The organism is Micromonospora sp. NPDC049151 (assembly GCF_040648395.1).
Lineage (GTDB): Bacteria > Actinomycetota > Actinomycetes > Mycobacteriales > Micromonosporaceae > Micromonospora.
This window is the reverse complement of record NZ_JBEZDP010000014.1, coordinates 23,353-48,481: the sequence shown is the minus strand read 5'-3', so window position 1 is coordinate 48,481 and position 25,129 is coordinate 23,353. Positions and strand designations below refer to the sequence as shown.

Here is a 25,129-nt window from a genome sequence, read left to right as displayed (position 1 = left end):
CTTACAACGTTGTAGAAACCACTGACAACGGAGTGACAGCCGTCACTCGCCATCGCCACGAGGAAGAGGTTGGCACAGTGCCGAACGCGCAGCTCACTATCGATCCGGCGTTCCGGGTCGCGCCGGCGGACCGCCGGATCTTCGGTTCCTTCGTCGAGCACATGGGGCGCTGCGTCTACGGCGGGGTGTACGAGCCCGGCCACCCCACAGCCGACCGGCGGGGGCTGCGGCGCGACGTGCTGGACCTGACCCGTGAGCTGGGCGTCTCGGTGGTGCGCTACCCGGGCGGCAACTTCGTCTCCAGCTACCGGTGGGAGGACGGCATCGGCCCGGTCGGCGACCGGCCGCGCCGGCTCGACCTGGCCTGGAAGACGATCGAGACCAACGAGTTCGGCCTGGACGAGTTCATGACCTGGGCGGCCGAGGCCGGGGTCGAGCCGATGATGGCCGTCAACCTCGGCACCCGCGGCGTGACCGAGGCGCTCGACCTGCTTGAGTACACCAACCACCCGGGCGGCACCCAACTATCCGACCTGCGCCGCAAGCACGGCGCCGAGCAGCCGTACGGGGTGCGGCTGTGGTGCCTCGGCAACGAGATGGACGGGCCGTGGCAGGTCGGGCACAAGACCGCCGACGAGTACGGCCGGCTCGCCGCCGAGACCGCCCGCGCGATGAAGATGGTCGACCCCTCGATCAGCCTGGTCGCCTGCGGAAGCTCCAACCGGGGCATGCCCACGTTCGGCGCGTGGGAGGCGACAGTGCTGGAGCACGCGTACGAGCACGTCGACTACATCTCCGCCCACACCTACTACGACCCCTCCGACGGTGACCGGGCCAGCCTGCTCGCCTCCGCCGTCGACATGGACGCCTTCATCACCGAGGTCGTCGCCACCGCCGACCACGTGGGCGCCAAGCTGCGGCAGAGGCGCAAGCTGAAGATCTCCTTCGACGAGTGGAACGTCTGGTACCAGTCCCGCCTCCAGTCCGACCTGGACCGGCGCGGCTGGGTCGAGGCGCCGGCACTGATCGAGGACGACTACACGGCCGTCGACGCGGTGGTGGTGGGCGACCTGCTGATCACCCTGCTCCGGCACGCCGACCGCATCGGCGTGGCCTGCCAGGCGCAGCTCGCCAACGTGATCGCCCCGATCCGTACCCGCGACGGCGGCCCGGCCTGGCGGCAGAGCATCTTCCACCCGTTCGCCCTGACCGCCCGGTACGCCCGCGGCACCGTGCTGCGGACCGAGCCCACCGGCCCGACCTACGAGACCCGGCGCTACGGCGACGTGCCCGCGCTGGACACCGTCGCCGTGCACGACGAGGAGACCGGCGAGCTGGCCGTCTTCGCGGTCAACAGGGGTCCGCAGGACCTCCCGCTCGACCTGGACCTGCGCGGCCTGCCCGGCCTGCGGGCCGAGGCGCACACCACGGTGGCGGCCGGAACCGACCCGGACGCCACGAACACCGAAGAAGACCCGGAGCGGGTCGCGCCCCGGGACCTCACCACGCCCACAGTCGACGGCGGCCGGGCCTCCGTGCTGCTGCCGGCCACCTCCTGGAACCTGCTGCGCTTCGTGCCGGCGTCGTGACCAGGCAATACTCCATTCCGTCCCCCAAGGAGTACGCATGATCCAGAACGAGATGAGCCGGCGGCGTCTGCTCGGCCTCGGCGTCGGGCTCGGCGCGGCGGCCACGCTGACGCTCAGCGGCTGCGGCGGCGGCAGCAGCTCCGACAGTTCCGGCGCGGCCGGCAACGGCGGCAAGGACTACACCGGCCCGAAGGTGGACCTGAAGCTGTGGAACGGCTTCACCGGCGGTGACGGTGACATCTTCAAGACGCTCGTCCAGCAGTTCAACGGCGAGCACAAGAACATCGCGGTCAGCGTGATCACGTACCAGTGGGAGGACTACTACAGCAAGCTTCCCGGCGCGGTCTCCAGCGGCAACGGCCCGGACATCGCTGTCATGCACATGGACCAGCTCGCCACGTTCGCCGCCCGGGGCGTGATCACCGAACTGGACGACGTGGCGAAGGCGCTGGAGCTGAGCGAGGGCGACTTCGCCCCGACGGTCTGGAAGGGCGGCCTCTACGGCGACAAGCGGTACGGCATCCCGCTGGACATGCACCCGCTGGGCTTCTACTACAACAAGGCGGTCATGCGGAAGGCCGGCCTGGACCCGGAGAAGCCACCGGCCACCAGGGAGGAGTACACGGCCGCGCTCACCGAGCTGAAGAAGTCGGGCGTGCAGGGCTTCTGGGTCAGCCCGTTCCAGTTCACCGGCGGCATGACGTTCTACAGCCTGCTGCACCAGTGGGGCGGCACGCTCTTCGACGCCGAGGTGGCGAAGGCGACGTTCAACTCCGACCCGGCGGTCGAGGCGTGCACCTGGCTGGTCGACCTGATCAAGCAGGGCCACTCCCCCGCGAACGTCGGCCAGGACGCCGACTACCTGGCGTTCAAGAGCGGCAAGAACGCGTTCAACTGGAACGGCATCTGGCAGATCAACGACCTGAAGAAGAGCGCGAACGTGCAGTGGGGCGTCGCGCCCCTGCCGCAGATCGGCAGCCAGAAAGCCGCCTGGGCGAACTCGCACAACTTCACCATCGTCAAGCAGCGCTCCGCGAACGCCGACAAGACCGCCGGGGCGAAGGTGTTCATCAACTGGCTGAGCCAGCACTCGCTGGACTGGGCCAAGGGCGGCCAGGTGCCGGCCCGCAAGGCGGTGCGGGAGAGCAGCGAGTTCACCGCGCTCACCGAGGTCAACGCGCTCGCACCGGAGCTGGAGTACGCCGCGTTCCCGCCGTCCGTGCCGGGCCTGAACGAGGCCATGCTGACCTTCTACAACGCGTTCAACGAGGCGGCGCTGGGCAAGAAGCCGCCGAAGCAGGCGCTCGACGACGGCGCGGCGAAGGCGAACAAGCAGCTGGAGGACAGCCGCAAGAAGTACGGGAACTGATCCGCCGTGGCGGACGTGATCGAGGTCGGGGCGGCGCGCGACGGCGTGCCGCCCCCGGCGCGCACCCGCCGCCGGGGCGCGACGGAACGCGGCAACCGCGCGACCCCGTACCTCTTCCTCGCGCCGTACCTGATCCTGTTCGGGGTCTTCGGCCTGGCGCCGATCCTGTTCGGGGTCTGGATCAGCCTGCACCAGTGGGACCTGCAACTGCCAAACCGGCCGTTCGTCGGGCTCGGCAACTACCGGGACCTGTTCTCCAGCGACTCGGCGATCTTCGGGGACTGGTGGTCGAGCGTCCGGGCGACCGGGGTCTTCACGCTGTTCTCCGTACCGCTGCTGGTGGTCGTCCCGCTCGGGCTGGCGCTGCTGCTCAACCGCTCGTTCCCCGGCCGGACGTTCTTCCGGGCCGCGTTCTTCGCGCCGTACGTGCTGGGCGTCGCGGTGATCGGCCTGCTCTGGCGGTTCCTGCTGGATGCCAACCTGGGCCTGGTCAACCGGCTGCTCGGTGTGGTCGGGCTCCCCTCGGACACGCCGTGGGTGACCGACGTGCCGTGGGCCTGGGTGTCGCTCGTCGGCGTGACCGTGTGGTGGACCTGCGGCTTCAACGCGGTGATCTACCTGGCCGGTCTCCAGGACATCCCGGCCGAGCTGTACGAGGCGGCCAAGGTGGACGGCGCCGGCGGCTGGGACCGGTTCCGCCACGTCACGATCCCCGGCCTGCGCCCGGTGATGCTGTTCGTCTTCACCACCACGATCCTCGCCTCGGCGAACGTGTTCGGGCAGGCGTTCCTGATCACCCAGGGCGCGCCGGGCGAGCAGACCCGGACCGTGGTCTGGCGGATCGTCGACGAGGGGCTGCGCGACTACGACGCCGGACGGGCCGCCGCGATGAGCGTGTTCTTCGCGCTGATGCTGGCGGTGGTGAGCGTCGCCAACTTCCGGCTGTTCCGCTACCGGGAAGACTGAGGGCTACGACATGAGGAACACGCGCGCGGTGGCGCGGTACGGCGTCCTGCTCCTGGTCACCGCGATCTTCGTGACCCCTCTGGTGTGGATGCTGCTGACGTCGGTGAAGACGTACGACGACGCGCAGCGGGTGCCGCCCGGCTGGCTGCCGGACCCGTTCTCCACCTACGGCTACCAGCAGATAGTCGACAACGCGGCGAACCCGGTGCTGCGCTGGTTCGTCAACAGCATGCTCGCGGCCACCCTGCACACGCTGCTGGTGCTGGTGACCGCGTCGATGGCCGCGTACGCGCTGGCCCGGATGCGGTTCCGCGGCCGCAAGGTGCTGTTCGCGCTGATCGTGGGCACGCTGTTCCTGCCACCCACCTCGCTGATCATCCCGAACTTCATCATCGCCGAGCGGCTGGACTGGATCGACACGCTCACTGTGGTGATCGTGCCGGGCGCGGCGAGCGCGTTCGGGGTGTTCTTCCTGCGGCAGTTCTTCCTCTCCATCCCGGCCGAGCTGGAGGAGGCGGCGGTGCTGGACGGCGCGAACCACTGGCAGGTGTTCCGCCGGGTGCTGCTGCCGCTGCCGAAGCCGGCCCTGGCCACGCTCGCGGTGCTGTCGTTCCTGACCAACTGGAACGACTTCCTCTGGCCGGTGTACGTGCTGTTCAGCCCGGAACGGCTGACCCTGCCGGCGGGCCTGGGCCTGCTCCAGGGCGCGTACGTGACCGACTATCCGGTCATCATGGCGGGCGCGGTGCTGGCGAGCGTGCCGGTGCTGATCCTGTTCGTGCTCGCCCAGCGGCACGTCATCCAGGGCGTCTCCCGCAGCGGCCTGAAGGGGTGAGCGGGTAAGGAAGGGCCCCCTTTTAACGCCTCCGGTAGTAGAAGGGCCCCTTCTTAACGCCTGGCGTTAAGAAGGGGCCCTTCCTTCCGGGCGTCAGGGGGTGGGGGCGGGCTCGGGGGTGTCCGAGTGCTCGCTGCGGGCGAGCCGGTTCTTGCGGTGGCCGTACCCGAAGTAGATGACCGCGCCGATCAGCATCCACGCGAGGAACCGCAGCCAGGTCTCGACCGAGAGGTTCAGGCTCAGGTAGAGGCAGGCCAGCGCGGTGACGATCGGCAGCACCGGCGAGAACGGCACCTTGAACGGCCGCTCCAGGTCGGGGCGGCGCTTGCGCAGGATCGGCACCGCGATGGCGACAAGCGTGAACGCGCAGAGCGCGCCGATGCTGACCAGGTCGGCGAGCGCGGACAGCGGCAGGAAACCGGCGAGTAGCGCCACCGCGACGGTCATGATCCCGGCGATCCGGTACGGGGTGCCCCAGCGCGGGTGCACCTTGGCGATGGCGGGCGGGATGAGCCCGTCCCGGGCGATGGCGAAGCCGATCCGGCCCATGGCCACCAGGTCGACAAGGATCACGCTGGTGAGCCCGGCGACGGCGGCGATGGAGACGAGCACCGCGGCCCAGCCGGCGCCGACCGCCCGGAACGCGGACGCGATCGGCGCGCCCTCGTCGATCTCGGTGTACTTGACCATCCCGACCACCACCAGCGAGACGCCGATGTAGAGCACCGTGGAGATGAGCAGCGTGCCGAGCAGGCCCAGCGGCAGGTCCCGCTTGGGCTTGCGGGTCTCCTCACCCAGGTTCGCCACGGCCTCGAACCCGGTGTACGCGAAGAACACCACGGCGGCGGCGGTGAGCACCCCGGCGAAGCCGAAGACTGAGGGTTCCAGCCCGAAGATGGCCTGGGTGACAGGTTGCTTGATGCCGTCGTCCCCGGCACCGGCCGGCTCGGCGGCCGGGATGAACGGGCTGAGGTTGGCCGCCTTGACGAAGAACAGCCCGGCGATGACGACGAAGGCACAGATCGCCACCTTGACCAGCACGAGCAGGTTTGTGACCCGGGCGGACTCGCGGATGCCGACGATGGCGACCACGCCGAGCACCAGCACGATGCCGATGGCGCCGAGGTTGACGACGCTGCCCTCCTCGGCGAACCAGGCGCTGGGCAGGCCGAGCAGGTCGGCGAGGTAGCCGGACCAGCCGCGGGCCACCACCGCCGCGCCGAGCGCGAACTCCAGGAGCAGGTCCCAGCCGATGATCCAGGCGACGATCTCGCCCATCGTCGCGTACGCGTAGGTGTAGGCGCTGCCGGCGGTCGGCACGCTGCTGGCCAGTTCGGCGTAGCAGAGCGCGGCGAGTAGCGCGACCAGGCCGGCGATGCCGAACGAGATCACCACGCCCGGCCCGGCGCTGTTGCGCGCCTCGACACCGGTGAGCGTGAAGATGCCGGTGCCGATCACGATGCCGATGCCGAAGCCCATCAGGTCGACCGCGCCGAGCCGGCGCCGCAGCCCCGGCTTGCCGTCCTCGCCGTCGGCGTCGCCCTGGGCGAGCACGTCCTGGATCGGCTTGGTACGCAGGACCGACATCTGATCACCTCCCCCGCCGTGTGGCCGCCACGGTGGCGGTCTGTGACCGGGGGAGCTACCCAGCCGTTTTCCACCCCAATCCCGTACGCCAGGTATCGGAATCGTCACGATCCGGTCGATCGCACGGAGCCGGACATCGATCGGCCGTCCAGGTCTTGCGCCGGGCACGGATAGATGAAAGTTTCCTACCGGAGGCATGGGTGTATCGGCGAATCTTGCCGCAACGCCCGCCCCCGACTGTCCCCCCGGACCCGACGAAGGGACCGCACCGCATGAAGGCAACTCGGCTCGGAGCCGCCGCGCTGGCCGCGGCGTTGCTCGGCACGCTGGTCGCCGGCACGCCGGCGCAGGCCGCACCCGACGACAACGGCACCGCCACTTCCCCCTCCACCGACTGCGTCACCGACCCGGCCACCCCCAAGCGCCAGTTCCGGGCCATGTGGATCGCCTCGGTGACGAACATCGACTGGCCCAGCAAGGGCTCCTGGACCGCGCCGGACCAGGTGGCCAAGCAGAAGGCCGAATACCTGGCCTGGCTGGACCTGGCGCAGAAGCTCAACCACAACGCCGTCGTGGTCCAGGTCCGCCCGACCGCCGACGCGTTCTGGCCCTCGCCGTACGAGCCGTGGTCGGAGTACCTGACCGGCGTACGCGGCAAGAACCCCGGCTGGGATCCGCTGGACTTCCTGGTCGCCGAGTCGCACAAGCGCAACCTGGAGTTCCACGCCTGGTTCAACCCGTACCGCGTCTCCATGCCCGCGCCCGGCGGCGCCGGCGCCGACCTGTCGCAACTGGCCCCGGACAGCCCGGCCCGCCAGCACCCCGACTGGGTCTTCGCCTACCCGCCCGCCGGCGTCGCCGGCAGCCGGCTCTACTACAACCCCGGCGTCCCCGAGGTCCGCGAGTTCGTCCAGACCGCGATGATGGACGCGGTCAAGCGGTACGACATCGACGGCGTGCACTTCGACGACTACTTCTACCCGTACCCGAGCGGCACCCACCAGGTGCCCGACGACGCCACGTTCGCGGCGTACAACAGGGGCTTCACCGACAAGGCCGACTGGCGGCGGGACAACATCAACCTGCTGATCCAGGAGATGAACGCCAAGATCAAGGCGGTCAAGCCGTATGTGAAGTTCGGCGTCAGCCCGTTCGGCATCTGGCGCAACGCGTCGGCCGACCCGAACGGCTCGGACACCACCGGCTCGCAGTCGTACGACATCATCTCCGCCGACTCCCGCAAGTGGGTCAAGGAGGAGTGGATCGACTACATCGTGCCGCAGCTCTACTGGTACATCGGCCAGTACCCGGCCGCCGACTACGCCCGCCTGGTGCCGTGGTGGGCCGAGCAGGTGCGCGGCACGCGGGTGCAGCTCTACATCGGCCAGGCCGACTACAAGAGCGGTGACCCGGCGTACGGGTCGTTCTGGATGAACCCGCAGGAGCTGTCGAACCACCTGACGCTCAACCGGTCGTACCCGGAGGTGCTCGGCAACGTGCACTTCTCCGCGGTGCAGGTCCGGGCCAACCGGCTCGGCGCCACCGACATCTACGCGGCCGAGCACTACTCCCGCCCGGCGCTGGTGCCCACCATGACGCACCTGCCGCGCAAGCCGCTGCTGTTCCCGGTGGTCACCAAGGCCCAGCGGGAGGCGGACGGGGTACGCCTGAGCTGGCGGCAGCCGGCCGACGGCAAGGGCCCGCTCGGCACCGCCGCGTCGTACGCGATCTACCGGTTCGACGGGCACGGCCTGGCCGGGCGCTGCGACTTCGCGGACGCCTCGCACCTGGTCGGCACCGTGCGAGCCACCGACGACGCGGTGCAGTCCTGGGTGGACACCACGGCGGCCGACGGCGCGAAGTACACCTACTACGTGACCGCGCTGGACCGGCTGGCGAACGAGAGCCCGGCGAGCCCGCCGCGCTTCGTGCGCTGATCTCCACCGGATGCCCCCGGGCCGCCTCGCCGGCCCGGGGGCATTCGTCTGTTTGGGCGGATGCCAGCGAGCCGTTCCCCGGAACATCGTCGCAGCTCATCGGCTTGATCGACACTTGTCGACATCCGGAGATCCCGGACGCCACCCATGCGGAGGTTCCCGTGTCCCGTCGCCTCGCCACCACCCTCGCCGCCGCAACACTCGCCCTGCTCACGGCACTCAGCCTGGCCGCACCGGCCGCCGCCGCGGTGAGCACCGAGCAGAAGCTGTCCGTCCTGACCAGCTGGACGCAGACCAGCGCGTCCAGCTACAACGCCTGGAACAGCGCCCGGCAGAACCGGTCGCCCTGGACCGACTACGGCTTCGACTGGTCCACCGACTACTGCTCGTCCAGCCCCGACAACCCGATCGGGTTCAACTTCAAGCTCTCCTGCTACCGCCACGACTTCGGCTACCGCAACCACAAGGCCATGGGCGTCTTCTCCGCCAGCAAGTCCCGGTTGGACAACGCCTTCTACGCCGACCTGAAGCGGGTCTGCGCCACGTACAACGCGGTGGTCCGGCCCGCCTGCTACAGCCTCGCCTGGACGTACTACCAGGCGGTGAGCGTCTTCGGCTCGGTCGCTGCCGTGTCGCGGGCCGACCTCGACCGCGCCGCCCGGATGAAGGCCGAGGCCGAGCGCCGCGCCGCCGCGCGCGCCTGACGGATGGGGAGCCCGCCGCCCGGCGGGCTCCCGCACGGCCGCTCAGCGGCCCGGCTCAGCCCGCCGTGCTGCGCGGCTCGAACGCCGGCCACGAACCCGGCTTCCGCCCGCCGAACCTCGGCGAGTCGGCCGCCATGTCCGGGTGCTCCACGTGCAGCGCGAGCGCCGCCACCTCGTCCAGCCGCAGCCCCGCACCGGCGCCGTACGCGGCGTCGAACGCCTCGTCACCGAGCACCCGCCGCAGCTCCGTCTGCCGGGCCGACCAGTACGGGCCGTATATCCCCGGCGTGGCCCGCAGGTTCGCCCGGGTGGCCTGCGCCGCGCCGAACAGCCGGGCCGCTGACAACGCGTCCCCGGCGAGCGCGCAGCGCACCGCTATCGCGTTTATCGTGTCGCATGCCCGGCCCAGGTAGCCGTGGCTCATCCGGGACCGCAACGCCACCAGCAGGTGCTCGTGCGCGGCGACCAGATCGCCCCGGGCCAGCGCCACCATGCCGAGCAGCATGTCCACCGAGCGTCCGCCCCGCTCGGCCGGCCGGGACGCCTCGACCGGGCGGGCCGCGGCCAGCAGGTCGGCCGCCTCGTCCAGCGCGCCCCGGCGCCAGAGCAGCTCGGAGAGGTTGTAGACGGCCAGCAGCGCGTCACCCACCACGTCCTGCGCGTACGCCCAGTCGATCACCTCGCGGCAGATCCGCTCCGCCTCGGCGAACTGCCCCATGTCGACAAGCGGCGCCGCGCGTCCGGCCAGCACCCGGGCCAGCAGCCCCCGGTCGCCGGACTGCCGGGCGGCCGCCTCGGCCCGCTGCGAGTACCGCAGCTCCTCGCCGAACTCGCCGTCCGCGCCCGCGTGCAACGAGTGCATGTGGTACGCGGCGGCCAGTTCGGCGTCCGGCATCACCTCGCCGGTCTCGGCCAGCCGGCCGTAGAGCCGGAACAGCCAGAGCCGCCCCTCCCGGGCCAGCCCGCGCTCCCGCCACCACTGGTCCAGGTCACCCGCGAGCGACAGGCCCGACCGCGCGCTGCCGCCGGTGGCGCACCAGCGCAACGCGGCCCGCAACTCGTTCGCCAGCGGGTCGAGCGCGTACAGGGAGAGCGTCACCGGGCGGCCGTCCGGCCCCAGGTGCGCCCGGTCCAGCGCGTGCCGGCACCAGGCGACGTGCCGGTCCCGGGCGCTCTGCTCCTCGCCCGCCTCGATCAGCCGCCGGGCCGCGTACGCCCGGATCGGGTCGAGCATCCGGTACGTGCTGCCGGAGGCGTGCGGCTCGGCCAGCACCATCGACTTGTCCACCAGCACCGAGAGCGGGTCGAGTGGGTCCTCGTCGAGCAGCCACTGCACGGTGGGCAGGTCCACCGGGCCGGCGAACACCGCCATCCAGCGCAGCAGCCGGGCCGAGCGCGCGCCCAGCGTCCGGTACGACCAGGTCACAGTGGCCTGGATGGTCAGGTGCCGCTCACTCGCCGAACGCTGCACTGCCCGGCTCGCCGGGGTGGGCGGGGCGGCGCCGGTCGCGGCGGCCACCAGGTCCACCGTGTCCTGCTGGTTGCCGCTCCAGCCCGCCTCCACCGGCGGCGGCTCCGCCGTCTCCCGGCCGGCGTCGAGCGTGCCCAGCATGTCGTCCAGCCGCTCGGCCAGCTGGCCGACCGAGAGCACCCGCAGCCGGGCCGCGGCCAGCTCTATGGCCAGCGGCAGCCCGTCCAGACGGCGTACCACCCGGTGCAGGTCGGCCTGCTCGGCCGGCTCCGGTGCCCGTCCGCCCCGGGCCACGGCGGTGCGGTCCAGCAGCAGCGCCACCGCGTCGCTCCCCCCGCCGTCGGGGCCCTCGTCCACCGACAGCGGCGGGATCCGCCACACCACCTCGCCGGGTACGCCGAACGACTCCCGGCTGGTCGCCAGCACCCGCACCCCCCGGCCGCCGGCCAGCAGCCGGCTGATCACGTCGGCCGACGCGGCGGTCTGGGCGTCGCAGGTGTCCAGCAGCACGAGCATCCGGCGCGGCGCCGCGTACTCGACGAGGGTGTCGACCATCGGCCGGCCCGGCTCCGGGCGGAGGCCGAGCACGGCGGCGATCTCGAACGCCACGAGCCCCGGGTCGGTCACCGCGGCGATGTCGACGAACCAGACGCCGTCCGGGTAGTCCTCGACGATGCCGGAGGCCAGCTCCACCGCCAGCCGGGTCTTGCCGGCGCCGCCCGCGCCGAGCACCGTCACCAGCCGGTACGCCTCGACCAGCCGGCCAAGCTCGGCGCGCTCGGCCTGCCGGCCGACGAACGAGGTGACCTGGGTGGGCAGGTTGTGCGCTGTCGCGTCGGCGGTACGCGGGCGCGGGAACCGCCGCTCCAGCCCCGGCGCGACGAGCTGGAACAGCCGCTCCCGGTCGTCGAACCCGCGCAGCCGGTGCAGACCGAGGTCCAGCAGGGACACCCCGTCCGGCAGCGGGTCGGCGTGCCGGGCGGTGGCGGCCGAGCAGAGCACCTGCCCACCGTGTGCGGCGGCGGCCACGCGGGCGGCCCGGTGCACCTCGGGGCTGGCGTACTCGCCGTCGCGGGGCTCGGCGTAGCCGGTGTGCAGCCCCATGCGTACCCGTGGGGTGGCGTCCGGGTTGGGCCAGTCGTGATCGGAGAGCGCCCGCTGCGCGGTCAGGCAGGCGCGGACCGCGGCGGCGGCGTCCGGGAACGCGAGGAAGAACGAGTCCCCCTCGGTCAGCAGCTCCGCGCCGTCCGTGCCGGCCAGGGTGTCGCGCAGCAACCGCCGATGCTCGTGCAGCACCGGACGGTAGACCGGGCCGAGCATCCGGGCCAGCCGTGTCGAGCCCTCGATGTCGGTGAACACGAAGGTCACCCACCCGCTGGGGAGGTGGTGTCCTTTGGACATACGTCGAACCTCCGCCCGGTGACGTCGGGTTCATGCTGCCCTATGGTCGTGCCGTCACGCATCGTGAGAACGGCTGGGCAGATTCCGCCCCAAGGTGCCAAAAGATCACACCGGCGGCAAGACCCCGATCGACACGCGGGACGGACGACGGAAAGTCAGCAACCGCAGGAGCCGCCGCAGCAACCACCACCGCTGGGAATCCCACCACTCGGGGCGGCGCCGCCCCGGCCGGTGACAGCCACGGTGGACAGCAGTTTCACCGTGTCGGCGTGGCCCTGCGGGCAGGTGGCCGGCCGTGCGGCCTGCGCCATCGGACGATTGACCTCGAAGGTGTCGCCGCAGGCGCGGCAACGGAACTCGTACCGGGGCATGACCCAAGCGTACGGCCGGGCCTGACGTCGTCACTCCGATGGGTGATACTCGACGGGTGGTGGACGGCGAACGGCGAGCGACGGCCCGGCCCCTGCGACCCGCCGCGCCACCCGACGACGGCACCCGGTCCATCCCGCGTCCACGCCGCGAGCGGAAGCCCCTTCCCCCGGAGCCGCCCGCCGACCCGGCCCGCGACGCGGACGCCGCGGCCGGAACGAGCACGGCGGCCGAAACGGGTGCGGCGGTCGACGCGGGGGCCGGTGCGAAGCCGGGCGAGAAGCCGCAGCCCGAACCACACGCGAAGGCGGACGCCGAGCCCGGGTCGAACGACGAGCGTGAGCAGCCGGCCACCGAAGCGGCGGCCGAGGCCGGGGCCGGGGCGGTAACGGCAGAGGCGGCGGCGAAGGCCGGGACGGCGGCCGAGGCCGGCGGGCGACGACGGCGGATGCCGTTCGCGCACGCTGTCCGGGCGCGTCCCCGGCAGGTCGCTGTCGGCGCGGCCCGGGCCACCCGCGCCTGGTCCCGGCGGCCCGGCGGCCGCACCGCGATGCCCGCGCTGTTCCTGCTCGCGCTGGTCGCCGCCGCCGCCACGGCCGGCGCGGTGGTCGTCCCGGCGGCGGTCGGCCGGCCGGAGCCGGTCGCCGACGCCACGCCGTCGCAGAGCGTGCCGCAGACCGCCGCCGCGCCCGCCACACCACCGTTGCCGGACCTGACCGGGTTGCCCGGCGGCGCCGTACCGACCGGCACGCCAGTGCCCGGCACGCCACTGCCCGGTGCGACCACCGCCCCGGTTCTGCCCGCCGGCCGTCCGGCCGACGCGCTCGCCGGCTGGGCGCAGCGGGTCAGCGCGGTGACCGGCATCCCCGTGGTGGCGCTCCAGGCGTACGCCTACGCCGAGCTGGCGCTCGCCCAGACCAACCGGGGCTGCCAGCTGAGCTGGACCACGCTGGCCGCCATCGGGTACGTCGAGTCGCGCCACGGTGCGGCGAACGGCGCCACGCTGCAAGCCGACGGACGGGCCCTGCCGGAGATCAAGGGGCAGCCGCTGGACGGGCAGGGCGGCCGGTCCCGCATCCTCGACACCGACCAGGGGCTGCTCGACGGCGACCGCGTCTTCGACCGGGCGCTCGGCCCGATGCAGTTCATCCCGACCACCTGGCAGGAGATCGGCGGGGACGCCGACGGCGACGGCGTGAAGAACCCGCACGACATCGACGACGCGGCGCTGGCCGCCGGGCTCTACCTGTGCAAGGGCGGTCGGAACATGACCATCCCGGGCGACTGGTGGAGCGCCATCCTCTCCTACAACGACGTGCGTCGGTACGCCCAGGCGGTCTTCGACAAGGCCGACGAGTACGGCAGGCTCAGCCGCAACGTGAGGTGACGGCTCACGTACATTCGCGGACTGAACCCTTCCCCCCGGCTGCCGTTGGCGGCAAGCTAGACGGGTGATGGTGCGCGAGTGGGATCCCCGGACCGCGTCGTCCGCCGAGATCGCATCCCTGCTGGACACGCTGAACGCGGTCCTGGCGGCCGATCTGCCGCAGGATCCGCCATGGCGGGAGAGCTCCCTGCGGGAGTATCTGTCCGAGGTGATGCCCGGCGAGCGGCGGATCTCGTGGGTCGCGCAGGACGACACCGCGCCGGACGGCACGCCCGGCGCGATCCTCGGGCATGTGCATGTGCTGCTGCTCGGCGGGATCGGCGTGCTGGAGGTGCTGGTGCACCCGGCGATCCGGCGCGGCGGGGTCGGCCGTGAGCTGGTGCGGGTGGCCGCCCGCCGGGTCTGGGACGAGGGCTTCCAGTCGATCGGCGTGGAGGTGGTCGGCGACACCCCGGCCGTGGGGTTCTACGAGTCGCTGGGCTTCACCCGGGACTACGTGGAGACCCGCAGCGTGCTCGACCTGCATTCGGTGGACTGGCCGGCGCTCACCGAGATGGCCGCCGGGCTCGGCGCGGGCTACCGCGTGGAGTTCTGGCCGGGTGGCCCGCCGGACGAGCTGATCGAGGCGTACGCGCGGGCCAAGGCCGAGGTGCGCGACTCCGACGACGTGGAGCTGCGGCCCAGCTCCTACGACCCGGACCGGCTGCGCGACAGCCTCGCCACGCTGCACCGGCGCGGCATGAAGCCGTACATCGTGCTGGCGCTGCACGAGCAGACCGGCGAGGTGGCCGGGTTGACCGAGGTGGTCGTGCCGGCGCAGCACCCGACCCGGGCCGACCAGTACGACACGATTGTCGTCCACGATCACCGCGGCTACGGCATCGACCGGGCCATCAAGGCGCGGATGCTGCTGGAGCTGCGCTCGGCCGAGCCCGAGGTGATCGAGGTGCAGACCTGGAACGCGCAGGACAACGAGTCGATGCTGAAGGTGAACGCCGAGTTGGGCTACCGCCCCGACCGCGACTGGTGCGAATACGGTGTGGACGTCGCCGAGCTGGTGCACCGGCTGGACAGTCATCGCTGATCGTTCATCGGCCGGTCATCGACAGGGCTGGACGGCGCACCCACGAGAGCCTTAACGTTCGTTAGTTCATGTCCACCCATCGTGGAGGCCCCATGCGCCCGCGCCGCACCCTCGCCGCGCTCGCGACCACCGCCGCCGTCACCCTCACGGCGATCGCTGTCGCGCCCACCGCGGCCAGCGCCGCGCCCACCGACCTGTTCATCTCCGAATATGTCGAGGGGTCGTCCAACAACAAGGCCGTCGAGCTGTACAACGGCACCGGCGCACCGATCGACCTGGCCGCCGGCGGCTACCAGCTCCAGCTCTTCTTCAACGGCGCCACCACCTCGACGAACGTGGCCCTGACCGGGACCGTCGCCGCCGGTGACGTGTTCGTCTTCGCCGCCGCGTCGGCCGGCCCGGCGATCCTCGCCCAGGCCGACCAGACGTACTCCGGTTCGCTGTTCAACGGCGACGACGCGATAGTGCTGCGCAAGGGTGACGCGGTGGTCGACTCCCTCGGCCAGGTCGGCGTCGACCCGGGCACCGAGTGGGGCAGCGGGCTGACCAGCACCGCGGACAACACGCTGCGCCGCCTGCCCTCTGTGACCGCCGGCGACACCGACCCGGCGGACCCGTTCGACCCGGCCGCGCAGTGGGCCGGCTTCGCCACCGACACCTTCGACGGGCTGGGCAGCCACACCGTCGGCGGCGGCCCGGCCGACCAGCCACCCACGGTGGCCTGCGGCGGCGCGCTGACGCTGTCGGCGGGTGCCACCGCGACCCGCGAGGTGACCGCTACCGACGCCGACGACACGGTCACCGACCTGGCTGTCACCTCGGTCGTGCCGGTGCCGGCGAGCGGCTCGATCAGCCGTACCGCGTTCACCCCGGCGACCGGGGACGGCGGCACGGCCACCGCGACGCTCACCGCCACCGGCCTGCCGGCCGGCGGCTACGCGGTCACCGTGACCTCCACCGACGACGAGGGCGACACCGCCACCTGCACGCTCACCGTGCAGGCCACGAGCGTGCTGTCGATCGGCGAGGTGCAGGGCCGCACCGCCGACGACGAGGACGGCCGCACCGACCGGTCGCCGCTCGCGCCGGCCAGCGGCAACGGCACCAGCTCCACGCTGTACGACGTACGCGGTGTCATCACCGGCATGTCGCTGACCCGCAGTTCCGCCGGAGCCGACCAGTGGGGCTTCTACCTCCAGAGCCGGCTCGGCACCTCCGACGGCGACCCGCTGACCTCCGACGGCCTGTTCGTCTTCATGGGCTCGTTCACCACGCTGATCGGCGGGTACGCCCCGACCGTCGGTGACGAGGTCGTGCTGCGCGGGCGGGTCTCCGAGTACTTCAACCAGACCCAGCTCTCCGGCGCCTCGCTGGTCCGCAAGCTCGACTCCGGCCTCGACGTGGACACCGTCGTCCGGGTCGACGACGCGATCCCGCCGGCCGAGGCGGCCGCCGCCGACCTGTTCTGGGAGCGGCACGAGGGCGAGCGGATGCGGGTACGCGCCGGCAGCGGCGTCTCCGCGCCCCGGCACATCTACTCCTCCACCGCCGACTCCGAGATCTACGTGCTGGACCGCGAGGACCCGATCATGAAGCGGTCCGACCCGTACGCCCGCCGGGTGTTCCGGGACGCCCACCCGCTCGACGACATCCCCGGCACGCTCTTCGACAACGGCAACAACCAGCGGATCCTGCTGGGCGCCGGTGGCGTGAAGGCGACCGCCGGTGACTCCCGGGCGCTGCTGCCCGAGGCGCGCACCTTCGACACGCTCACCGAGGACGCCTACGGCTCCGTCTCGTACGCGTTCAGCAAGTACAGCGTGCAGCCCGAGCAGCTCACCCTGACCGGTGGCACGGACCCGGCCGGAAACCACCCGCCGCAGCCGGCCGACCGCGGCAGTGAGGTGGCGATCGCCACCTACAACGTGGAGAACCTGTACGACTACCGGGACGACCCGTTCGACGGCTGCGACTTCGCCGGCAACACCGGCTGCCCCGGCGTCAACCCGCCGTTCGACTACGTGCCGGCGAGCCCGGAGGCGTACGCGGCGAAGCTGGCCGTGCAGGCCCGGCAGATCGTCAACTCGCTGCACAGCCCGGATCTGATCCTGGTGCAGGAGGCCGAGGACCAGGACATCTGCTCGGTGGTCGACGGCGCACTGGCCTGCGGCGACGCCGACAACGCCGACGGCGCGCCGGACACGGTGCAGGAGCTCGCGCTGGCCATCGCGGCGAACGGCGGCCCGGCCTACGCCGCCGCGTACGACCGGACCGGCGCGGACGCCCGGGGCATCGCCTCGGCGTTCCTGTACCGCACCGACCGGCTGACGCTCGCCCAGGCGACCGCCACGGACCCGCTGCTGGGCTCCGCCCCGACCGTCCAGTACCGCTCGGCGGCGCTGCCCGCGAACGCCGAGGTGCAGAACCCGAAGGCGTTCAACGCGGTGCTGCCGGCCGACGTGGACCGGTCGACCGGGGTGGACGGCAGCAACGTCTACACCCGCGCCGCGCAGGTGGCCCGGTTCACGGTCAAGGCCGCGCCCGGATCGAGCGAGCGGTTCACGCTCTGGGCGGTCGCCAACCACTTCTCGTCCGGGCCGGACAGCCGGGTCGGGCAGCGCCGCGAACAGGCCGCGTACGGGGCGGCGATCGTGCAGGCGGTCGAGGCGAGCGACCCGGACGCCCGGGTGGTCTACGGCGGGGACCTGAACGTCTTCCCCCGCCCCGACGACCCGATCGCCACCGCACAGAACCCGATCCCGTCGGACCAGCTCGCCCCGCTGTACGAGGCCGGGCTGCACAACCTCTGGGACGACCTGGTGGCGGACGCGCCCGCGTCGGCGTACTCGTACACCTTCAGCGGCCAGGCGCAGACGCTGGACAACCTCTTCGTCAACGACCCGATGCACAAGGACCTGGTGCAGGTACGGACGGCGCACGTCAACGCCGACTACCCCACCGACGCGCCGGAGCTGGGTGACCGGGGCGCGAGCGACCACGACCCGCAGGTGGCGCGGTTCCGGTCGCGCGCCTCGCTGCGGGTTGCGGACACCTCGGTCGTCGAGGGCGACAAGGGCACCCGCGCGATGACGTTCACCGTCACCGTGTCCCGCCCGCTCTCCGAACCGGCCCTGATCTGCGCGGCCACCTACGGCAGCACCGCCCTGGCCGGATCGGACTACGACCCGTACGTGGGCTGCCGGTTGCTGGCCGCCGGCCGGACCTCGCTGGAGTTCCCGGTCACCGTGCGCGGCGACCGCAAACGCGAGGCGGACGAGAAGCTCACGCTGTACGTGACCGGGGTGCCGGGCCTGCGGCTCGTCGACCCGTCCGGCGTCGGGACGATCCTGAACGACGACTGAGCGGTGTTCCGCGCGGCGGCCCGTCGATCCCCTCATGGGCGGATCGGCGGGCCGCCGCGGTATCCGCACCGCTGCGGGTCGGGCGGGGGCGGCACGTTCCGGTACTTGGCCACCCGTACCTCCCACTGGCTGCGGCGGCGCAGCCAGTCCCGGACCTCCCGGTTGCGGTAGAAGGTCTCCGGCGGGCGGGCCAGCCCGTACCGGTCGGCCCACCACTCTCCCGGCTCCGGGTCGGTGACCACGTCGAGGTGGGATGGGTACCGCCGGTCCGCGCCGTCACGCAGGTCGGCCCGGTCACGCATGGGCTTGAGCACCCGGCCGGCCTCGTCGACGACCACGAGCCGGAAGCCGGCCGTGCCCACGATGCGCGACAGCATGGCCAGGCTGGGCGTCAGGTTGCCCGCCTCGATCCGCCCGATCGTGCTGGGATGCACCCGGGCGAACCGGGCCAGCTCGCGTTGACTGGCATCGGCCCGGCGACGTACCGCCCGGACGATCCCCGGTGCCGGAAACGGGACGTCGAACGGCTCGGTGAGCAGCGCCGGCCCGCCGTCTCCCGCCGTAGCGGCGGACGCCCGCGGCTCGCTGTCGGCGATGTCTGTCACGCCGCCCACGGTCCCGTCTCCCCCACCGGCCGGGCAACCCCGCTCCCCGCCCCTGTGGAAAACCCGGGATGCGACGTCCGAACCCGCTCCGGCGCCGACCGTCGCCACACACAGAGGGTAACGCTCACTCAGCGTTAAGCGCGCCACCAAAACGAGCGATCCGGCTGCGGCACAAACAAGACTTGAGCGGACATAATACTCGCGTTCGCCGCCGGAGATAGGACCACTTCACCAGACTTTGCTCTGCAGCCACCGAGGCAGCGCTCACGATTCGTGACGGTTGCGCCCATGGCTGCAGAGCAAAGTCGGCGCGGGGTTGGGTGTCCTGCCGCCCGAAAGAACACGCTCAGTTACCACTTTGGGATGTGGACAGCGGCGACCACAACGAGGGGTGAAACCGGAGAACCGGCGAGGCGAGCCCGCCGCTGCCGCACGTGCCGGCAGCAGAGGGGCGGGCGACGCCGGCCGAGCGGCGGTCAGTAGCGCTGGCGCAGCAACTGGGCGGCCTCGACGGCCCAGTAGGTGAGGATGATCTGGGCGCCGGCCCGCCGGATCGAGGTGAGCGTCTCCAGCATCACCCGCTCCCGGTCGATCCAACCGTTAGCGGCCGCGGCCTCGACCATCGCGTACTCGCCGGAGACCTGGTAGGCGGCGACCGGGACGTTCACGGCGGCCCGGACCGCCGACACCACGTCGAGGTAGGGCAGCGCCGGCTTGACCATCACCATGTCGGCGCCCTCGGCCACGTCCAGCTCGACCTCGCGCAGCGACTCGCGCAGGTTCGCCGGGTCCTGCTGGTAGGTGCGCCGGTCCCCCTCCAGCGCGGACTCCACCGCGTCGCGGAACGGGCCGTAGAAGGCGGAGGCGTACTTCACCGCGTACGCGAGCACCGAGACGTCCTGGTGCCCGGCGGCGTCGAGCGCCTTGCGGACCACGCCGACCTGGCCGTCCATCATCCCGGACGGCCCGACCACGTGGACCCCGGCGGCGGCCTGGGCCACCGCCATGTCGGCGTACGCGGCGAGCGTGGCGTCGTTGTCGACCCCGCCGTCGGGGGTGAGCAGGCCGCAGTGCCCGTGCGAGGTGAACTCGTCCAGGCACAGGTCGCTCATCACCACAGTCGAGTCGCCGACCTCGGCGATCACGTCCCGGATCGCCGTGTTGAGCACGCCGGCCGGGTCGAGGCCACCGGAGCCGGTCTCGTCCCGCGTCGCCGGCACCCCGAACAGCATGATCCCGCCGACCCCGGCCTGGACCGCCTCGGCGGCGGCCTTGCGCAGCGAGTCCCGGGAGTGCTGGAGCACCCCCGGGAGCGACGCGATCGCCCTCGGCTCGGTCAGCCCCTCCTTGACGAACATCGGCACGACCAGCTCGGCCGGGTCGACGCGGGTCTCGGAGACCAGCCGCCGCACGGCCGCGTTGCGGCGCAGCCGGCGGGGCCGGATCTCGGGGTACGGCATGACGGGGCCTCCTGTCAGCGGAACCGCAGGGCGGTCGGGCCCTGCACCTTGGAGCCCCGGCGCTGCTTCGCCGGCATCGCGGCGAGCTTCTCCCGCAGCTCGACGGCGTAGGCGGCGAGCGCCTCCACCAGGTCGGGCACCGAGGCGTGCGGCGGCTGCACGTCGACGCGCAGGCCGAACTCGGTGGCGGTCTCCGCAGTCTTGGGCCCGATCACTGCAACAACCGTCCGCGCATGCGGCTTCCCGGCGATACCGACGAGGTTCCGCACGGTGGAGGACGAGGTGAACAGCACCGCGTCGAACCCGCCCGACTTGATCGCGTCGCGGATCTCGGCGGGCGGCGGGGCCGCCCGCACGGTCCGGTACGCGGTCACGTCGTCGACCTCCCAGCCCCGCTCGGTGAGGCCGGCGGCCAGCGTCTCGGTGGCGATGTCGGCGCGCGGCAGCAGCACCCGGCCGACCGGGTCGAGGATCTCGTCGTGCGGCGAGAACTCGGCCAGCAGGCCCTCGGAGGACTGCTCCCCGGAGGGGATCAGCTCCGGCTGGATACCGAAGGCGCGGACCGCCTCGGCGGTGGCGTCACCGATGCAGGCGATCTTCACGCCGCCGAAATGGCGGGCGTCAAGGCCGTGCTCGGCGAACTTCTCCCACACCGCCCGGACCGCGTTCACCGAGGTGAAGATGACCCAGGCGTAACGGCCGTCGACCAGGCCCTTCACCGCCCGCTCCATCTGCGCGGGGGTACGCGGCGGCTCGACCGCGATGGTCGGCACCTCGCACGGGATCGCCCCGTACGCGCGCAGCCGTGCGCTCATCACGCCGGCCTGCTCCTTGGTGCGGGGCACCAGCACCTTCCAGCCGTACAGCGGGCGGTTCTCCCACCAGCTCAGCTTGTCGCGGTCGGTGACGGCCGCGCCGACGGTGAGCACCACCCGGCCGGTGAAGCCGAGTGCCGCCGCGACGAAGGAGTCGACAGTCGACGTGGTGGTGTACTGCGTCTCGCCGGTGCCGTCGCCGGTCACCCCGACCGCCGTGGTGCCGTCGACCCCGGCGGCCAGCAGGCCGTCCCGGACGGCGGCCAGGTCACCGGCGTCCACGGCGAGCGCCAGCGAACCCCGCCCGACGGCGGTGGCGAGCGCCTCGAAGTCCAGCGCGGTGACGTCCTCGATGTCGGCGGCGGTGCGTACGCCCGGCAGCGGGACACCCGCGTAGGTGGCCACGCCCTCGGCCTGGCCGACGCCCGGCACCACCTCGAAGTGCGCGGCGGTACGGGCGACCGCCTGCACCTCCTTGACCACCGAGTCGTGGCCGAACGGGTCACCGGCGACGAGGTGCACGGCGTTCTGCCCGGACCGGGCCGCGGAGATCAGCACCTTCGCCACGTCCCCCGGTACGCCCTCGGCGGGACTGAACTCGGCGTCGGGCCGGGCCTGGGCGCGGACGTGCGCCAGGAGCGACTCGGGTACGCCCCGGTCGTAGACCACCTGGTCGGCCTCGACCAGGGCGTCCAGCGCCCGGCGGGTCAGCAGGCCCGGGTCGCCGGGACCGGCCCCGACGAATGCGATCTGGCCGACGGGCTTACGGGTGCGGGTCATTCTGTGCTCCCAAGTTGCTGGGTCCTCGGGCCGGCCTGAGCGTCCTGGCCGAGGATCGAGTCGGCGCCGAGTTCGAGGAGTTCGGCGGCGAGTGCCTTGCCGATCTCCGCCGCGTCGGCGGGCGTTCCGGTGCGGGACAGCCGGAGGTCACGCGTACCGTCCGGGCTGATCACCGCACCGCGCAGGTAGATCTCCTGATTCACGTCGCCCTCGTCGGTGGGCTCGCCTTCGGCGAGGACGGCGTACGCGGCCACGGGTGCGCTGCACCCTGCCTCCAGGGTGGCCAGCAGCGCCCGTTCCGCGATGACCGCGGCGCGGGACGGTGCGTGGTCGAGCAACGCGAGCAGCTCGATCACGTCCTGGTCGTCGGCCCGGCACTCGACGGCCAACGCACCCTGGGCGGGCGCGGGCAGCATGAGCATCGGGTCGAGCGTCTCGGTGATGACGTCGGCACGGCCGATCCGGTTGAGCCCGGCGCGGGCCAGCACGACGGCGTCGAGGTCGGCGTCCGGACCGAGCACCCGGGCCACCCGGGTGTCGATGTTGCCCCGGATCGGGGTGACCTCCAACTGCATGCCCAGCGCGTGCAGCTGGGCGATCCGGCGCAGCGCGCCGGTGCCGACGCGGGCACCGGGCGGCAGCTCGGCGAGCGTACGGCCGTTCGTCGCCACCAGCGCGTCGCGCGGGTCCTGCCGGGGCGGCACGGCCGCGACGTGCAGGCCGGGTGCCGCCGCGGTGGGCAGGTCCTTGTACGAGTGGACGGCGAAGTCGATCTCACCGGCGGTCAGCGCGTCGCGCAGCGCGGAGACGAACACTCCGACGCCGAGCCGCTGCACCGGGGCGGTGGACCGGTCGCCGGCGGTCACCACCTCGACCAGCTCGACCGGGCGGCCGGTGGCCGCAGTGAGGGCCTCGGCGACGTGGCCGGACTGGGCCATCGCCAGGGCGCTGCCCCGGGTACCGAGGCGAAGGGGGGCGGTCATCGCGCACCTCCGGTGGGCGGGACGTCGGCGGCGTCGAACGACGGCCGGCCGTCGAGGTCGGTGGTGACCACGTCGGGGACGGTGTCGACCGGGGACGTCTGCGGGACGTCCAGGTCGAACAGTTCGCGCAACAGCGCCGCGTACTGGTCGCCGCCGGGCTCGGCGGCGAGCTGGCGGACCCGTACGGTCGGCTGGTGCAGCAGCCGCTGCACGACCCGGTGCACGGTGCGGGCTACCTCGGCGCGCTGGTCCTCGCTGAGGTCGGGACGGCGCTGGCCGAGCCGGCGCAGCTCGGCGGTGACGACGTCCTCGGCCCGGCCGCGCAGGGCGGCCACCGTCGGCGCGACGTCGGCGCCACGCAGCCAGCTCAGGAACGCCTCGACCTCGCCGGCCACGATCCGGGCCACCTCGGCGGCGTCGGCGGCGGCCGGTCCGTCGGCGAGCACGGCGGCCATCCGGTCGATGTCGATCACCTCGACGCCGGGCAGCTCGGCGACGCCGGGCTCGACGTCGCGCGGGACGGCCAGGTCGAGCAGGACCAGCGGGCCCCGGTCGGCGTCCCGGTGGGCCAGCGCCCGGGTCACCACGTCGCGGGTGAGCACCGGCTCGGTGGCGGCGGTGGCGGCGACCACGACGTCGACGGCGGCGAGCGCGGTGATCAGCTCGGCCATCGGCACGGCGGACGCGCCGTACGACTCGGCGAGCCGGACGGCACGGGCGGCGCCCCGGTTGGTCACGGTGAGCGGGCCGGCGCCCAGCCGGGACAGCGTGGCCACGCCCAGCGAGCCCATCGCACCGGCGCCGACCACCATGGCGGGCCGGCCGGTCAGGTCGCCGTCGAGCAGCTCGGCGGCGAGGTCGAGGGCGGCGGTGACGACGCTCTGCCCGGCCCGGTCGATGTTGGTCTCGGCGTGCGCGCGCTTGCCGACCCGCAGCGCCTGCTGCATCAGCTCGTGCAGCAGCCGGCCGGCGGAGTCGGCGCCACCGGCGGAGTGGTAGGCGTCGCGGAGCTGGCCGAGGATCTGCGCCTCGCCCACCACCATCGAGTCGAGACCGGCGGCCACCCGGAAGACGTGGTCCACCGCCGCGGCGTCGTAGTGCACGTAGAGGTGCGGGGCGAGCGCCGCCGGCTGGCAGCCGGCCTGGTCGGCCAGGACCGCGCAGATGTCGCCGAGCCCGCCGTGGAACCCGGAGACGGCGGCGTAGACCTCCACCCGGTTGCAGGTGGAGACCAGGACGGCCTCGGCGACGTACGGCTGGGCGATCAGGCGGTCCAGCGTGCGGGTGAGATCGGCGGGCGGGACGGCCAGTTGTTCCAGGGTGGCGACCGGGGCGGTGCGGTAGGACGCGCCGACGACGAGCAGTTTCACGTGCCGATCGCCTCCTGGGTCTCGGTTGCCGCGAGTCCGCCGGGCAGGGCGGTGAGGGCGGACCCGCCGGTGGCGGGGAGCGCGGTCAGCGACGCCTTGCGGTGCTCGTGGAAGGACAGGATCTGCAGCTCGATGGCGAGGTCGACCTTGCGCACGTCGACCCCGTCCGGAACCGAGAGTACGCAGGGCGCGAAGTTGAGGATGCTCGTCACGCCGACGGCGACCAACTGGTCGGCGACCGCCTGGGCGGCCGGGGCCGGGGTGGCGATGACGCCGATCGAGATCGACTCCTCGGCGACGATGTCGGGCAGCTCGTCGACGTGCCGTACGACCAGGCCGTTGATCTCCTCGCCGACGCGGGACCGGTCGGCGTCGACCAGCGCGGCGATGCGGAATCCGCGGTTGGCGAAGCCGTCGTAGCCGGCCAGGGCGTGACCGAGGTTACCCACGCCGACGAGCGCGACGGCCCGGCACTGGGTGAGCCCGAGCACAGAGGAGATCTGGTCGATCAGCAGCGCGACGTCGTAGCCGACCCCCCGGGTGCCGTACGAGCCGAGGTGGGACAGGTCCTTGCGGAGCTTCGCGGAGTTGACGCCGGCGGCGTTCGCGAGGCCCTCACTGGACACCGTCTCGTGCCCGGAGTCGGCGAGCGCGTGCAGCGCACGCAGGTATTCCGGGAGCCGGGACACGGTCGCCTCGGGCAGGTCCGGAAGCGCCGGTATGGCACCGGTGCGATCGGGCGCGCCTGGTTGACGGTGCTGGCTCATGAGACTCCGTGCGGTGCGATCCTCGACCAGCGACGGGGGCCGGTCGTTTCGGGACTCCCGCTGGCGACCGAGATTGCCGGCTGTGCTAGCAGGGCGCGTCGGAACTACAGAGTAGGTGTTTGTGAAGGGGTGCACAAATCGCGATCTTGAAAGCTCGCGACGCGCCTTCACCTGCCCCTCCATTCCCGCAAGATCGATCAACCGCGTCCGTCGGCGGCGCGTGGCGATTATTGCTCATTCCAGACTTCTCTGACCAATCGCGCGCGGGTCGTAGCGCTCCGTGACCGG

18 protein-coding genes are annotated in these 25,129 nt (G+C 72.4%); 9 read left to right on the top strand and 9 right to left on the bottom strand.

Features of this window, described 5'->3' with window-relative positions; all coding sequences use genetic code 11:
• Positions 1–77 precede the first annotated feature (77 nt).
• Genes AB0B20_RS17770 through AB0B20_RS17755 form a run of 4 tightly spaced genes read left to right on the top strand, consistent with a single transcriptional unit; the run spans position 78 to position 4,759 of the window.
• Complete coding sequence (locus AB0B20_RS17770; protein ID WP_357390644.1) at positions 78–1,589, top strand: alpha-N-arabinofuranosidase; 1,512 nt, start codon at positions 78–80, stop codon at positions 1,587–1,589.
• A 37-nt stretch (positions 1,590–1,626) separates the two neighbouring features.
• Positions 1,627–2,958, top strand: a complete 1,332-nt coding sequence (locus AB0B20_RS17765; protein WP_357390642.1) for an ABC transporter substrate-binding protein — start codon at positions 1,627–1,629, stop codon at positions 2,956–2,958.
• 6 nt (positions 2,959–2,964) lie between these two features.
• A complete protein-coding gene (locus AB0B20_RS17760) occupies positions 2,965–3,924 on the top strand; it encodes a sugar ABC transporter permease (protein ID WP_357390640.1) in 960 nt (319 codons plus the stop codon).
• Positions 3,925–3,934: 10 nt separating this feature from the next.
• Positions 3,935–4,759, top strand: coding sequence for a carbohydrate ABC transporter permease (locus AB0B20_RS17755; protein ID WP_357471792.1), 825 nt, complete (start codon positions 3,935–3,937; stop codon positions 4,757–4,759).
• A 93-nt stretch (positions 4,760–4,852) separates the two neighbouring features.
• Here AB0B20_RS17755 and AB0B20_RS17750 read toward each other — a convergent pair whose 3' ends face one another.
• Positions 4,853–6,346 (bottom strand): amino acid permease, encoded by a 1,494-nt coding sequence (locus AB0B20_RS17750; RefSeq protein ID WP_357389733.1) that lies wholly within the window; start codon positions 6,344–6,346, stop codon positions 4,853–4,855.
• A 272-nt stretch (positions 6,347–6,618) separates the two neighbouring features.
• On the opposite strand from AB0B20_RS17750, the gene AB0B20_RS17745 reads away from it, so the two are divergent.
• Positions 6,619–8,283 carry a family 10 glycosylhydrolase gene (locus tag AB0B20_RS17745; protein ID WP_357471789.1) on the top strand — a complete coding sequence of 555 codons (1,665 nt, stop codon included), beginning with the start codon at positions 6,619–6,621 and terminating at the stop codon, positions 8,281–8,283.
• Positions 8,284–8,444: 161 nt separating this feature from the next.
• Entirely contained in the window at positions 8,445–8,987 is a 543-nt protein-coding gene (locus AB0B20_RS17740) for a phospholipase (RefSeq protein WP_357389729.1), read from the top strand.
• Positions 8,988–9,042: 55 nt separating this feature from the next.
• Here AB0B20_RS17740 and AB0B20_RS17735 read toward each other — a convergent pair whose 3' ends face one another.
• Positions 9,043–11,859 (bottom strand): adenylate/guanylate cyclase domain-containing protein, encoded by a 2,817-nt coding sequence (locus tag AB0B20_RS17735; RefSeq protein ID WP_357389727.1) that lies wholly within the window; start codon positions 11,857–11,859, stop codon positions 9,043–9,045.
• 155 nt (positions 11,860–12,014) lie between these two features.
• The gene (locus AB0B20_RS17730) at positions 12,015–12,230 is read right to left on the bottom strand and encodes a zinc ribbon domain-containing protein (protein WP_357389725.1); all 216 of its coding nucleotides are present in this window, start codon (positions 12,228–12,230) and stop codon (positions 12,015–12,017) included.
• 38 nt (positions 12,231–12,268) lie between these two features.
• On the opposite strand from AB0B20_RS17730, the gene AB0B20_RS17725 reads away from it, so the two are divergent.
• The 3 genes from AB0B20_RS17725 to AB0B20_RS17715 all read left to right on the top strand — a co-directional run bounded on the left by AB0B20_RS17725 (position 12,269) and on the right by AB0B20_RS17715 (position 18,061).
• Positions 12,269–13,615, top strand: a complete 1,347-nt coding sequence (locus AB0B20_RS17725) for a murein transglycosylase (RefSeq protein ID WP_357389723.1) — start codon at positions 12,269–12,271, stop codon at positions 13,613–13,615.
• Between the two features lie 67 nt (positions 13,616–13,682).
• A complete protein-coding gene (locus tag AB0B20_RS17720) occupies positions 13,683–14,699 on the top strand; it encodes a GNAT family N-acetyltransferase (RefSeq protein WP_357389739.1) in 1,017 nt (338 codons plus the stop codon).
• Positions 14,700–14,791: 92 nt separating this feature from the next.
• Complete coding sequence (locus AB0B20_RS17715; protein WP_357471785.1) at positions 14,792–18,061, top strand: lamin tail domain-containing protein; 3,270 nt, start codon at positions 14,792–14,794, stop codon at positions 18,059–18,061.
• A 32-nt stretch (positions 18,062–18,093) separates the two neighbouring features.
• Here the strand turns inward: AB0B20_RS17715 and AB0B20_RS17710 are convergent, their stop codons facing one another.
• The 6 genes from AB0B20_RS17710 to AB0B20_RS17685 all read right to left on the bottom strand — a co-directional run bounded on the left by AB0B20_RS17710 (position 18,094) and on the right by AB0B20_RS17685 (position 24,841).
• Entirely contained in the window at positions 18,094–18,666 is a 573-nt protein-coding gene (locus AB0B20_RS17710) for a helix-turn-helix transcriptional regulator (RefSeq protein WP_357389719.1), read from the bottom strand.
• A gap of 476 nt (positions 18,667–19,142) precedes the next feature.
• Positions 19,143–20,126, bottom strand: coding sequence for a porphobilinogen synthase (hemB, locus tag AB0B20_RS17705; protein WP_357389717.1), 984 nt, complete (start codon positions 20,124–20,126; stop codon positions 19,143–19,145).
• A gap of 14 nt (positions 20,127–20,140) precedes the next feature.
• The gene (locus AB0B20_RS17700) at positions 20,141–21,721 is read right to left on the bottom strand and encodes a uroporphyrinogen-III synthase (RefSeq protein WP_357389715.1); all 1,581 of its coding nucleotides are present in this window, start codon (positions 21,719–21,721) and stop codon (positions 20,141–20,143) included.
• Positions 21,718–22,704 (bottom strand): hydroxymethylbilane synthase, encoded by a 987-nt coding sequence (gene hemC / locus AB0B20_RS17695; RefSeq protein WP_357389712.1) that lies wholly within the window; start codon positions 22,702–22,704, stop codon positions 21,718–21,720. Before hemC ends, AB0B20_RS17700 begins: the two co-directional genes overlap by 4 nt.
• Positions 22,701–24,074 (bottom strand): glutamyl-tRNA reductase, encoded by a 1,374-nt coding sequence (locus AB0B20_RS17690; RefSeq protein WP_357389710.1) that lies wholly within the window; start codon positions 24,072–24,074, stop codon positions 22,701–22,703. The genes hemC and AB0B20_RS17690 overlap by 4 nt, the downstream gene beginning before the upstream one ends.
• Entirely contained in the window at positions 24,071–24,841 is a 771-nt protein-coding gene (locus tag AB0B20_RS17685) for a redox-sensing transcriptional repressor Rex (protein WP_357389708.1), read from the bottom strand. The genes AB0B20_RS17690 and AB0B20_RS17685 overlap by 4 nt, the downstream gene beginning before the upstream one ends.
• Positions 24,842–25,129 lie beyond the last annotated feature (288 nt).